This is a genomic window from Acinetobacter johnsonii ANC 3681, from assembly GCF_000368805.1.
Taxonomy (GTDB): Bacteria; Pseudomonadota; Gammaproteobacteria; order Pseudomonadales; family Moraxellaceae; genus Acinetobacter; species Acinetobacter johnsonii.
This window is the reverse complement of record NZ_KB849705.1, coordinates 1,911,377-1,924,133: the sequence shown is the minus strand read 5'-3', so window position 1 is coordinate 1,924,133 and position 12,757 is coordinate 1,911,377. Positions and strand designations below refer to the sequence as shown.

General features: G+C 42.6%; 10 protein-coding genes. 6 read left to right on the top strand and 4 right to left on the bottom strand.

Going from position 1 to position 12,757, the window contains the following annotated elements; genetic code table 11:
- Positions 1–166 precede the first annotated feature (166 nt).
- Entirely contained in the window at positions 167–1,372 is a 1,206-nt protein-coding gene (locus F946_RS13360; RefSeq protein WP_004983139.1) for an acetyl-CoA C-acetyltransferase, read from the bottom strand.
- A 190-nt stretch (positions 1,373–1,562) separates the two neighbouring features.
- Positions 1,563–2,573 carry an AraC family transcriptional regulator gene (locus tag F946_RS13355; protein WP_004695134.1) on the bottom strand — a complete coding sequence of 337 codons (1,011 nt, stop codon included), beginning with the start codon at positions 2,571–2,573 and terminating at the stop codon, positions 1,563–1,565.
- Positions 2,574–2,782: 209 nt separating this feature from the next.
- Here F946_RS13355 and F946_RS13350 point away from each other — a divergent pair, with 209 nt between their 5' ends.
- From F946_RS13350 to F946_RS13325, 6 genes are all read left to right on the top strand, one after another.
- Entirely contained in the window at positions 2,783–3,901 is a 1,119-nt protein-coding gene (locus F946_RS13350) for a CaiB/BaiF CoA transferase family protein (RefSeq protein ID WP_004983135.1), read from the top strand.
- A 119-nt stretch (positions 3,902–4,020) separates the two neighbouring features.
- The gene (locus F946_RS13345) at positions 4,021–5,298 is read left to right on the top strand and encodes a carbohydrate porin (RefSeq protein ID WP_004983132.1); all 1,278 of its coding nucleotides are present in this window, start codon (positions 4,021–4,023) and stop codon (positions 5,296–5,298) included.
- Positions 5,299–5,482: 184 nt separating this feature from the next.
- Positions 5,483–7,885 carry a glucose/quinate/shikimate family membrane-bound PQQ-dependent dehydrogenase gene (locus tag F946_RS13340; protein ID WP_004983130.1) on the top strand — a complete coding sequence of 801 codons (2,403 nt, stop codon included), beginning with the start codon at positions 5,483–5,485 and terminating at the stop codon, positions 7,883–7,885.
- A gap of 381 nt (positions 7,886–8,266) precedes the next feature.
- Positions 8,267–9,910 carry a nitrite/sulfite reductase gene (locus F946_RS13335; protein WP_004983127.1) on the top strand — a complete coding sequence of 548 codons (1,644 nt, stop codon included), beginning with the start codon at positions 8,267–8,269 and terminating at the stop codon, positions 9,908–9,910.
- A complete protein-coding gene (locus F946_RS13330; protein ID WP_004983126.1) occupies positions 9,903–10,388 on the top strand; it encodes a DUF934 domain-containing protein in 486 nt (161 codons plus the stop codon). Before F946_RS13335 ends, F946_RS13330 begins: the two co-directional genes overlap by 8 nt.
- Positions 10,389–10,493: 105 nt before the next feature.
- The gene (locus tag F946_RS13325) at positions 10,494–10,847 is read left to right on the top strand and encodes a DMT family transporter (RefSeq protein ID WP_004983125.1); all 354 of its coding nucleotides are present in this window, start codon (positions 10,494–10,496) and stop codon (positions 10,845–10,847) included.
- Positions 10,848–10,860: 13 nt separating this feature from the next.
- Here F946_RS13325 and F946_RS13320 read toward each other — a convergent pair whose 3' ends face one another.
- Both F946_RS13320 and F946_RS13315 read right to left on the bottom strand, forming a co-directional pair.
- Complete coding sequence (locus F946_RS13320) at positions 10,861–11,313, bottom strand: VOC family protein (protein WP_004983124.1); 453 nt, start codon at positions 11,311–11,313, stop codon at positions 10,861–10,863.
- A 183-nt stretch (positions 11,314–11,496) separates the two neighbouring features.
- The gene (locus F946_RS13315; RefSeq protein ID WP_004983123.1) at positions 11,497–12,672 is read right to left on the bottom strand and encodes a thiolase family protein; all 1,176 of its coding nucleotides are present in this window, start codon (positions 12,670–12,672) and stop codon (positions 11,497–11,499) included.
- Positions 12,673–12,757: the final 85 nt, after the last annotated feature.

The following is a 12,757-nucleotide window of genomic DNA, read 5'->3' as shown; positions in this document are numbered from 1 at the left end:
TTCGACCTACTTTTGTTTCGTCAAAAGTAGGCAAAACCATTGTCATACGCAAAACCTGTTTTAATGACTATTCCTATCGAAAGGATTGCAAAAACATTAGATTCAAAAAATGGGTAGGTTGCGTATGACTGATTTGTGTATCAAATGCTCAATAAAATTTAGGTGGTTATACCAACTCAATAATGGTCGCAATACCCATGCCACCACCCACACATAATGTTGCCAAGCCACGCTTTTTGCCTTGACGTTCTAATTCATCCAGTAAAGTTCCGAGAATCATCGCACCTGTCGCACCCAATGGATGCCCCATTGCAATTGCGCCACCATTCACATTGACTTTCTCAGCAGGAACTTTTAATTCCGTCATAAAACGCATCACCACTGATGCAAATGCTTCATTGACTTCAAATAGATCAATATCATCAATCGTTAAACCAGCTTTTGCCAATGCTTTACGCGCAGCAGGCGCAGGCCCTGTCAGCATAATGGTTGGATCTGAACCCACCAATGCAGTCGCCAATACTTTGGCACGTGGTTTTAAACCTTGTTCTTTGACTGCTTTCTCGGAAGCAAGTAATACAAGTGCTGCACCATCGACAATACCCGATGAGTTTCCTGCATGATGCACATGGTTAATTTTTTGCGCTTCTGGATATTGTTGTAATGCAATCGCATCAAAACCCATTGCACCCATCATTTCAAAACTTGGATTGAGTTTTGCTAAACCTTCTGCTGTTGTTGACGGTTTGATAAATTCATCTTGATCTAAAATGGTCACGCCTGCTTTGTCTTTAATAGCAACCACTGATTGAATGAAATAACCCGTAGCTTGCGCAGCTGCTGCTTTGCGTTGCGAATTTGCAGCAAATGCATCGACATCTGAACGTGTATAACCATCCAATGTTGCAATTAAATCTGCACCAATCCCTTGCGGAACAAAGTGTGATTTTAAATTTGTTTCAGGGTCTAATGCCCATGGCCCACCATCTGAACCCATTGCAATACGTGACATCGACTCAACACCACCTGCTACAACCACATCTTCCCAACCTGAACGTACTTTTTGCGCAGCCATATTGACAGCTTCAAGACCTGATGCACAAAAACGGTTAATTTGCACACCAGCAACATCATTATCCCAACCTGCCGCAATTGCAGCAGTTTTTGCAATATCACCGCCTTGGTCTGCAATAGGCGTGACACAACCCAAGACAATATCGTCTACTTTAGAGGTATCTAAGTGATGACGATCTTTGAGTTCATTCAATAATGTTGTAAGTAAAGTAATCGGCTTTACTTCATGCAATGAACCATCTTTCTTTCCTTTTCCGCGTGGTGTGCGAATGGCGTCAATGATATAAGCCTCGCTCATAGCTGTTCCTTTTTATGACTTTTAAGTTGTTATGCATTTGAGTGTACAAATTAATGGCCGTGATGCAATGACTAGAACGGGTCAGGTCAGATGAGTCTTTTTGCCAATAGACTGAAGAGTTGAGCATAAAAAAACCCAAGATCGAAATCTTGGGTTTAGCAATGTGCCGAACCGTCGTCAAACTAAAAAATTAGTGATAGCCGTGTAGTTGGCGATATAAACCAGGTGTGACCCCAGTCCATTTCTTAAAGGCACGGTGGAAGGTACTGGTTTCACTAAAGCCCACTTGTTGTGCCACATCTTCTAAAGTCAAACCTGGGTTCAATAGTAGGTGGATTGCAGCATCACGACGTAATGCATCTTTCACGCCTTGGTAACTTTTGCCTTCAGCAGCTAAGCGGCGACGCAACGTTTGTGGGGATAAATACAGCATAGAAGCCACATCATTCAGAGTTGGCATTTCCTCACCAATTTGACTCTTCAATACATCACGAATACGTGAAGTGAGTGAGTTGGTGTTTTTAAATTTCACCAGCAACTGTGCAGGCGCGGCTTTTAAGAACTCTTCTAACGTTTCTTCATTCTGACGAATTGGTAAGTCCAAATAATCTGCCGCAAAAGTGATTTCGGTACGCGGCATGTCGAACTGCATCACAGGTGCGAAGAATAGGGCATCATACTCATCTGCATGAGTCGGACGTTCATAACCAAAGTGTACACGTTCCAGTGGTAAACGACGTTCAATCAACCAAGATGCGAGACCATGCCAAATCATCAGCATACTTTCGGTGATGAAGTGATCTGGGTCCATCGATTTCGGAATCTGAGGAACAAGACGAGCTTCATGCTTGTCGCGTTCTAAGGTCACCGACCACTCATCACCAAACAGTTTATAAAACTGTGAAGACAGTTCTAAAGCATCACCTAAGGTTTTGGCATGAATAATCAGCTGACACATGATGGCAAATGTACCCAAACGACGTGGTTGCTTATCGAAACCAACATGTTCGTCTTGGGTCACCATCCATAACATTTTAACGAAGCGAGTATATTGTTCTGGAGAAATACGGGCTTTAGGTTGACGCAGTAGTTCTGCCTCAATCCCTACGTGAGAAAGTAATGTTTCGACATCCATGCCGAGACGTTTTACGCCAGTTAAAGCCGCATTGACGAAATGGATACTAATGGTATCGCGGCTCATATTTAATCCTTCAGTCTCTTTTATATTCACTTGCGTTTGACCTAAATGACGCTAAAAAAAGTATTTTAGGCAATTTACACTAAAGTTTTTTGCCTTTTTACATGTTAAATTGCCGAAATGATCAAGGTAAATGGCTGAACATGACATTGTTTTGTTGCTTTTATATTTCTAAAATAGCTAAAAAATCAACATAAAAAGAGAAAATAAACATGGATATGGCATTGAAAGGATTGAAAGTTCTCGATTTTTCTACACTTTTGCCCGGACCTTTTGCAACAATGTACTTAGCAGACTTAGGTGCAGAAGTGATCCACATCGAGTCTCCAACCCGCCCCGATCTGATCCGTTTAATGCCACCTTATGCCAATGGACAGGCCACTGCACATAGTTATCTCAACCGAAATAAGCATGCTGTCGCTCTTGATTTGAAAGATCCTGCCAATATTGAACTGATCAAATCGAAAATTTCAGACTATGACATCGTAATTGAACAATTCCGTCCAGGCGTGATGCAAAGATTAGGGCTCGATTATCAGACCTTATCTGAAATTAATCCGCGCTTGATCTATTGTTCCATTACGGGTTATGGGCAAACAGGAGGGTATCAAAATAAAGCAGGACACGATATCAACTATGTGGCTTTGTCAGGGATCGCGGGACATAGCGGCCGACAGCACAGTGGCCCCCCCCCAATGGGGATTCAAATTGCGGATATTGCAGGCGGCTCTTTGCATAGTGTGGTTGGAATTTTAGCCGCAGTAATTGAAAGACAGCGGAGTGGTTTGGGGCAGTATATTGATATTTCTATGACCGACTGTGTGGTGGGGCTCAGTAGCATGGCCGCAGCTGCGAGCTTAGCAGGACAGGAAAAACAAGGGCCTGAGCAAAGCTATCTCAATGGTGCGACTTTTTATGACTATTATGAAACCCAAGATGGACGTTATTTATCGATTGGGAGTTTGGAGCCACAGTTTTTATATGGGTTGGCCCAGATTTTAGAGTTGCCGATTGTGGCTGAAAAAGGAGCCTCATTGACAACCGAAGACCGTCAGGTGGTGAAACAAGCAATAAAAGACAAAATTAAAACCCAAGATTTTGCCACGTGGAACGCAATCTTTCAGCAGCAAGATGTCTGCGTTGAGCCTGTATTAAAGTTGGATGAAGCACTCAATTCGCAGTTGGCAAAAGATCGTGCATGGGTGGTTTCTGTACCTTTACAAGAGGGGAGTACAAAAAGCGAACAACAATTAGCTTGTCCAATTAAGTTTTCACGTTCAAAAATAAGATATGAATTTATAGGCAAACCACTTGGTTTTGATTCTTTATAAATATCATATAACGATAATTTGGATAGATTTAAAACAACAAAACGTCATAAAATGGGTTTTTATACAAATAAAGCGTATCATATCGATTAGTTGTAATTTTGTAAGAAAGGTCACCAATTATGAATAAATGTAAAAGAATTTGGTGTTTTAACCTCAGTCTCTTAGCGCTCAGTTGCTGCTTTCAAAGTGTGTATGCTGCAAATGCCTTTGAGGCAGAAAGCCCTTGGATGCTGGGTGACTGGAATGGTCAGCGCAGCTTATTGCAGCAAAAAGGCTACGACTTTAGCTTTGGCTATACGGGTGAAATGGCAACGTTGCTCGATGCCTCAGATTCTTCAAGTCATGGTACCGAATATGCAGACCAGTTTGCATTCGGTACGCACTTCGATTTAGACAAGATTTTGGGCTGGCAGGATACTGAGGCTCAAATCACCATTACCGAACGCAATGGGCGTTCACTTTCTCAAACATCCGATGCTTTAGATGGACATTTAAGTTCCACTCAAGAAGTGTGGGGACGTGGACAGACGTGGCGTTTAACTGATTTGTGGATTAAGAAAAAATTCATGGATCAAAAGTTAGACATCAAAGTTGGTCGTTTTGGTGAAGGTGAAGACTTCAACAGTTTCGACTGTGATTTCCAAAACCTTGCGCTCTGTGGCTCTCAAGTTGGTAACTGGGTCGGTGATCAGTGGTACAACTGGCCTGTCAGCCAGTGGGCTGCGCGAGTCAAATATAACCTTCGGCCAGACCTATATGCACAAGTCGGGGTATATGAATATAACCCTGAAAACTTAGAACGTGGCAAAGGCTGGAACTTAAGTACCGATGGTTCGCATGGTGCCATTATTCCTGCTGAAGTGGTGTGGCAACCTGCTGTAGGTATAAATAAGTTACTTGGCGAATATCGTGCGGGTTATTACTACAGTTCGGCAGATGCCACAGACATTCAAAACCCACAGCAAACCTCACGTAAACAAGGCGGCTGGGTTGTTGCCAAGCAGCAACTCACAGCACATCACGGTGATGCTGCACGTGGTTTAACAGGCTTTGTGAACCTTACACTACATGATTCAGATACCAATACGGTTCGCGACATGCAGAATATTGGTTTGGTCTATAAAGGCGCTTTTGATGCTCGCCCTCAAGACGAAATCGCGATTGGCTTAGCCCGTATTAATATCAATGATGATGTCAATGACGTAAATATTGTCAATAACAGTGTCGACGCCCGTGGCCTACAAAGTGAAGAATATGATGCCGAGATTTACTACGGTATTCATGCAGCTAATTGGTTAACCATTCGTCCCAATATCCAATATATCCGCCATGTAGGCGCGTATAAAAATGGTGAAAATGCATGGGTCGGCGGAATTAAATTCCAGACCGCATTTTAGTTTCTAGATCGATAAGTATTTGTACAACAAGGTTGATAAATACTTTTTACGGTTGTTCAAAGCATAAAACTGTTCGAAATAAGTCGTTTGGACAGATACTTAAAATCTAAAAACTGTCTAGGTGCTCATATCGATATTTAAGCGATATGGGCTTTTAACAGAATCTAAGAAAAAGGTGGTCAATATGAGTACTCCGTCTTCAGGTTCAGGGCTTAAAACTTTTACAGCTGTGATTGCTGTGATCTTTGGTTTAGTCCTGCTGATAGGAGGGATTTATCTTGCAGTGCTTGGTGGGTCTTGGTACTACATCATTGCAGGTTTACTCTTCATCGCGACTGCAGTTCTACTGCAAAAATTAAAAAGTACGGCATTAATCGTTTATGCGTTGTTGGTCTTGGGTACAGTGGTTTGGGGCTTATGGGAAGTGGGTTCAGACTTCTTTGCCTTGGCGCCACGTTTAGATATCCTTGGTTTATTTGGCTTATGGTTACTCATTCCAGCGGTAACGCGTGGTTTTGACAATGCTAAAGGTGCAAAAATTGCTTTAACAGGTTCACTGGCAATTACCATTGCAGTGATGATCTATGCTGTATTTAATGACCCTCAAGAAATTCGAGGTGAGCTGAGCAGTAAGCAGCCTGCAACCGCGCAGTCCATTCCAGGTGTTGCTGATGGCGACTGGCCTGCATATGGCCGTACTCAATCGGGCTTGCGCTATTCTCCTTTAACGCAAATTAATTCTGAGAATGTTAAGGATTTAAAAGTCGCTTGGACCTATAACACAGGCGACTTTAAAACAGAAAATGACTCTGGTGAAACCACCAATCAGGTCACCCCAATTAAAGTTGGGGACAATATGTATATCTGTACCACGCACCAAAAACTGGTTGCACTTGACCCAGCTACAGGTAAGGCGAAATGGACTTTTGATCCGAAACTCAAAGCGGACAATACTTTTCAGCATTTAACCTGTCGTGGTGTGTCTTATTATGATGCGAACAATACGGCTGGTTTTGAAGCCAGCTTGCAGAATAAAAAGTCATCGTCTGCGCTATGTCCACGTAAAGTAATCCTACCTGTGAATGATGGCCGTTTAGTTGCCATCAACGCTGATACTGGTGAGCGTTGTACTGACTTTGGTAAAAATGGTGAAGTCGACTTACAAAAAGATATGCCGTTCCCTTATCCAGGTGGTTATATCCCAACTTCGCCACCGGTGGTCACAGGCACGACTATTATTATTGCGGGTTCAACCACAGATAACTATTCAACTGAAGAACCTTCAGGTGTGATCCGTGGTTATGATGTGAATACCGGCGCATTGTTGTGGGTCTTTGACACAGGTGCTGAAGATCCAAATGCGATTCCAGCTCCAGGTCAAAAGTATGTTCAAAACTCACCGAATGCATGGGCACCATTAGCCTATGATGCAGCCTTGGATATGGTTTACATTCCAACGGGTGTGGGTACGCCAGATATTTGGGGCGGTAACCGTACCGAGTTGCATGAGCGTTATGCCAACTCAATGCTGGCACTGAATGCCTCAACAGGTAAGTTGGTGTGGAATTTCCAAACCACGCATCATGATTTGTGGGATATGGATGTACCATCACAACCGACATTGACTGACATTAAAGACAAGTCGGGCAAAATGGTTCCTGCCATTTACGTGTTAACGAAAACAGGCAATGCCTTTGTTCTAGACCGTCGTACTGGTGCAGCCATTGTTCCGATTACGGAAAAACCTGTACCACAAACAGTGAAACGTGGGCCACAAACCAAAGGTGAGCGTTACTCTGCGACACAACCTTTCTCAGACTTTGACCTTGCGCCAAAAGAGAAACTGACAGATAAGCAAATGTGGGGCGCAACCATGTTTGACCAGTTGATGTGTCGGGTGTCTTTCCACAAACTGAACTATGACGGTATTTATACCCCACCTTCAGAAAACGGAACTTTGGTTTTCCCAGGCAACTTGGGTGTATTTGAATGGGGCGGTATGTCCGTTAACCCTGATCGTCAAATTGCGGTGATGAACCCAATCGGTTTACCGTTTGTATCTAAGCTTATTCCAGCCGATCCAAACCGTCCGAAAACAGCCAAAGGTGCAGGCACCGAAGCGGGTGTACAACCGATGTATGGCGTGCCTTACGGTGTTGAAATCAGTGCGTTCTTGTCTCCATTTGGTTTACCATGTAAACAGCCTGCTTGGGGCTTTGTGGCGGGTGTGGATTTAAATACTCACGAAGTTGCATGGAAACGTCGTATTGGTACGATCCGTGATAGTTTACCAGGGATTCAATTACCACCATTTAAAATGGGTGTACCTATGCTTGGTGGTTCAATCTCAACTGCGGGTAATGTGATGTTTGTCGGTGGTACGCAGGATAATTATATCCGTGCCATCAACGTGACCAATGGTGATGAACTTTGGAAAGGTCGTCTACCAGCGGGCGGTCAAGCAACACCAATGACCTATGAAGCCAATGGCAAACAGTATGTGGTCATTATGGCGGGTGGTCATGGTTCATTTGGCACCAAGATGGGAGATGCTTTGGTGGCATATGCCTTACCAGATGCAAAATAATCTGCTGTAGTCATTTAAACTTTAAAATAGCCTGATTCGTCAGGCTATTTTTATGTGCGGTCTGATTAAAATGGAAAAGTGACGAGGAGGAAAGAATAGAAAAATTGAGATCTGCCCAGATAAGCAGAGTTTAAAATTTGCGCAGTAGCAATGGATGGGTTAGTGTGTATGTGATCGGCTGAACGGAGTTAGCTGAATAATGTATAAGTATCTAATAAAAAATACTTTAATCAGAAAAAACCTTTAGGATTAGGGACAAACAGTACATCTACTTATCCTTATCAATAAAACAGCTATGAAATATGTAAAAAACGCATTTTGTTGATAGTTTAAATCTCGTTATGCTGTCAGCCGTTATAATGAAACTACTAGCTGTACGCCATGTATTTATATACTGATTTCGATCAGCAACTGATCAATGAACGTGTTGCACAGTTCCGTGACCAAACGGAACGTTATTTAGCTGGAAAACTCACTGAAGATGAGTACCGCCCATTACGTCTTCAAAACGGTCTCTATGTACAACGCTATGCGCCAATGTTACGTATTGCTGTGCCTTATGGCTTAATGAACTCAACGCAATTGCGCAAAGTTGCGGAACTTGCAACTGAGTTTGACCGTGGTTATGCACATGTTTCAACGCGTCAGAATATTCAGTTTAACTGGCCTGCGCTAGAAAATGTTCCAGACATGCTTCAAGAGCTAGCTTCTGTACAAATGCATGCAATCCAAACTTCAGGTAACTGTATTCGTAACACGACTACAGACCAATATGCAGGTGTGGTTGCTGGTGAAGTGGCTGACCCACGTCCAACGTGTGAATTAATCCGTCAATGGTCAACCTTCCACCCAGAGTTTGCCTTCTTGCCACGTAAGTTCAAGATTGCTGTATCAGCACTTGAAGAAACTGATCGCGCAGCGACATCATTCCATGATATTGGGGTGTATATCGTTAAAAATGAAGCGGGCGAAATTGGCTATAAAATTAAAGTCGGTGGAGGCTTAGGTCGTACCCCTGTGATTGGTAGTTTCATTCGTGACTTCTTGCCGCGTGAAGACCTGATTGCTTACTTAGAAGCAGTACTGCGTGTTTATAACTTACACGGTCGCCGTGATAACAAATACAAAGCACGTATTAAGATTTTGGTGAAAGCGTTGACGCCTCAAGTTTTTGCTGAAAAGGTCGAAGCTGAGTTTGCACACACCATTAAAACTTTAAAAATTCAGCCTGAAATTTTGCAGAAATTAGACGAAGAATTTATACCGTTTGATTATCAAGATTATGCAGATGAAGATTTTTCTGAACAGTTTGCTGCGCATCCAAAATTCAAACAGTGGTTCAATATCAATACCAATGCGCATAAAGTGAAGGGCTACCGTATTGTAACGATTTCGTTGAAACGTACGGGTATTGCACCGGGTGACGTGACCACGGAAGAGATGAATTTGATTGCAGACCTTGCAGACAAATACACCTTTGGTGAACTGCGGACCACGCATGAGCAAAATATTTCTTTGGTGGATGTTCCGCAGAAAGATTTGTTTGAACTGTGGACTATTCTTGAGAAAAACAATCTAGCGCGTGCGCACATTGGTTTCTTAACCGACATTATTTGCTGCCCAGGCGGTGACTTCTGTTCACTGGCAAATGCGAAATCAATTCCTATTTCAGAAGCGATTTCACGCCGTTTTGATGATTTAGATACTATTTATAACCTTGGCAAACTGGATCTGAATATTTCAGGTTGTATGAATGCATGTGGTCATCACCATGTGGGTAACATTGGTATTTTAGGTGTAGACAAAAAAGGCGCTGAGTTCTATCAAATCACTTTGGGCGGTAATGCCGATCATGATGCTTCAATTGGTGACATTTTAGGCCCATCATTTGCAGCTGAAGTTGTGCCAGATATCGTTGAAGAAATTTTAAATACCTATCTTGACCTTCGTGCTGATGGTGAAGAATTCATTGATACTTATCGCCGTGTTGGCATTCAACCCTTTAAGGAGCGTGCATATGCTTAATCTAGCACTACAAGTCCTCTCTAAAGATGGCTCGATTGCAGACAATACTTATCAAGTAATTGGTGAAGATGGTGTTTTACCGCAAGGTGATGTGGTTTTAACGGTTGAGCAGTTAGATCAATTGGCTCAAGTTTCAGGTAAAAAAGCACTCCTTGTTACAGTTGATGCTTCTCCTGAAACGCATGAGTTCCCTTTAGATCAGCTAGATGCCATCTTTATTGATTTTGCGGGTTTTAACGATGGTCGTGGCTATTCATTTGCAGCGCTATTACGTCGCCAAGGTTTCCAAGGTGAACTACGTGCAACAGGTGATGTGTTTAAAGATGTCTTGAATTACATGAAACGTTCAGGCTTTGATACCTTTGTTGTTAAGGAAGGTAAAGACATTCTTGAAGCTGCTGCGGGTTTAAATGATTTTAGAAATCCGTATCAAGCATCAACAGCCGTTGCTCAAGCCAGTTATCAAACAGGCGCTTAATTTTTAAGCAAGCAATAAAAAGCTGGACTTCGGTTCAGCTTTTTTGTATTTATACGCAACATTTTTGATGAACAAATTGAAGAAAAAGAAACAGGTAAATTTGACATGATGGCACTTTTTGCAAAAATTAATCCCGGTGTCATTTGGCTACTTATTGCTATTGCTACAGATGTGCTTTCGACTTTTTATTCCGCAAAAGGTAATGGCTTGGTCAATAAGTTGGATCAGGGCATTGCACTGGTGCTTTACATAATTTCTTTTGCGTGTGCAGCCTATGCCTTGAAATTTATGCAAGCGGGAATTTTATATGTGCTGTGGTCTGGCATTGGTGTCATCGCCACAGCACTCCTTGCTAAAGCATTTTTAGGACAAAGTATCGATTTGGCTGGATGGATTGGTATCGGTTTTATTACCGTGGGGCTCACTATTATTGCGCAATTTTCAAATATTGATGTTTAAAAAGAAGACGCTTTTATCCTTCTTCTAATTGGCAATTCACCATCCACTTCACTCCAAATTGATCGGTAAATGCACCATAGAGTGCGCCCCAAAACGTTTTCTCTAGAGGCATCTCTATTTTTCCATTGACTGAAAGCGCATCAAATAAGCGGTTTGCATCGGCTTGTTCATGGGCATCTAAGTTAATCGAAATATAGTGGTTGTTGCCTACAGTAAAGACAGTATTGGTTTGAGCACAAAACTGATCGTTGGTATCCGAAGCCATCAGAATCGTGCTGGCATTGATGGGAAGTGAAACATGCATGATTTTTTGTTGGTCAGCTTCGGAAAGGGCGACTGAACTTTCATCTGAAGGTAAGTCTCCATAACGCATGAACGTTGCAAACTCTCCACCAAAGACAGATTTGTAAAAATTAAAAGCGGCTTCAGTTTGACCATCAAAGTTGAGGTAGTGATTCAGTTGCATTGTCTTATCCTTGTTGTTTTTTTCGTCGTTATTTTAACAAGTCGTTGAGATCGACCCTAATACAATCTTGTAATAAAAAATCCCTCGCAGTCGAGGGATTTTCATAAATATCGCTTTTATATCAGCTAATCATCCAATCTTTTATTGTATAAAATATGTCAATAAAAGAGGGCTACTTGCATCTTAAAGTAATTCAATTGCTACAGCAGTTGCTTCACCACCGCCGATGCATAGTGCCGCAATCCCTTTTTTACCACCTGTGCGTTTAAGCGCATGAATCAAAGTCAGGATAATACGTGAGCCTGTTGAACCGACAGGGTGACCCAGTGCGCAAGCTCCACCATTGATGTTCACTTTTGCAGGATCAAGTTTGAAGTCATCGATTGGACACATAGTTACCATCGCAAAAGCTTCATTGATTTCCCAAAGATCTACGTCCTGTGCATTCCAGCCTGTTTTCTTAAGCACTTTTTCAATTGCACCGACTGGTGCAATGGTGAACTCTGATGGATGCTGTGAATTCGATGCATAAGCCACAATTTTCGCTAATGGTGCTAAACCTTTGTTCGATGCATTTTCTGCTGAAGTTAAAACTAGTGCGGATGCACCATCCGAGATTGAGCTTGCATTTGCTGCAGTGATGGTGCCATCTTTAGCAAAGGCAGGGCGAAGGCTTGGAATTTTTGCAATATTGGCATTGAACGGTTGCTCATCTTTATCAACGACAACATCACCTTTGCGAGATGAAACTGTCACAGGCACGATTTCATCTGCAAAGTAACCTTCGTTGACCGCTGTTTGTGCGCGCTCTAAAGAGCGAATCGCGAAGGCATCCATTTGCTCACGCGTATAGCCACGAGTATTGGCCATATCTTGTGCAAAAGAACCCATCAATCGACCTGTTTCTGCATCTTCTAAGCCATCAAGGAACATGTGGTCTTTAACATCGCCATGCCCCATACGGTAGCCCGCACGCGCTTTGGTTAAAATATAAGGAGCATTGGTCATCGACTCCATGCCACCTGCAACCACGATATTTGCTGAACCTGCTTTGATCATATCCGCAGCTTGCATTACCGCTTTCATGCCAGAACCACATAATTTATTGATGGTCACAGCACCTGTTGAATCAGGTAAACCTGCTTGGCGCATAGCTTGGCGTGCTGGACCTTGCTTTAATCCCGCAGGTAGAACACAGCCCATGATTACTTCTTCTACATCGTTTGCGTGTAGGCCAGCACGAGCAATCGCTTCTTTAATCGTCACAGCACCGAGCTCTGGAGCGGTTACACTGGCTAAACTGCCTTGAAAACCGCCCATTGCTGTACGAGCACCATTCACAATTACGATGTCTGTCATTTTCTTCTCCGAATCACTTATACATTTTGTTGGAAACTTAAGCAGTATATGCAAATTTGCTAGTGAGAAAAGCTGAAAACGTGAT

Bases quoted from the DNA above. Each gene is read 5' to 3' on its own strand.
- F946_RS13360 (WP_004983139.1), bottom strand. From the start codon at position 1,372: ATGAGCGAGGCTTATATCATTGACGCCATTCGCACACCACGCGGAAAA.
- F946_RS13355 (WP_004695134.1), bottom strand. From the start codon at position 2,573: ATGAGCCGCGATACCATTAGTATCCATTTCGTCAATGCGGCTTTAACT.
- F946_RS13350 (WP_004983135.1), top strand. From the start codon at position 2,783: ATGGATATGGCATTGAAAGGATTGAAAGTTCTCGATTTTTCTACACTT.
- F946_RS13345 (WP_004983132.1), top strand. From the start codon at position 4,021: ATGAATAAATGTAAAAGAATTTGGTGTTTTAACCTCAGTCTCTTAGCG.
- F946_RS13340 (WP_004983130.1), top strand. From the start codon at position 5,483: ATGAGTACTCCGTCTTCAGGTTCAGGGCTTAAAACTTTTACAGCTGTG.
- F946_RS13335 (WP_004983127.1), top strand. From the start codon at position 8,267: ATGTATTTATATACTGATTTCGATCAGCAACTGATCAATGAACGTGTT.
- F946_RS13330 (WP_004983126.1), top strand. From the start codon at position 9,903: ATGCTTAATCTAGCACTACAAGTCCTCTCTAAAGATGGCTCGATTGCA.
- F946_RS13325 (WP_004983125.1), top strand. From the start codon at position 10,494: ATGATGGCACTTTTTGCAAAAATTAATCCCGGTGTCATTTGGCTACTT.
- F946_RS13320 (WP_004983124.1), bottom strand. From the start codon at position 11,313: ATGCAACTGAATCACTACCTCAACTTTGATGGTCAAACTGAAGCCGCT.
- F946_RS13315 (WP_004983123.1), bottom strand. From the start codon at position 12,672: ATGACAGACATCGTAATTGTGAATGGTGCTCGTACAGCAATGGGCGGT.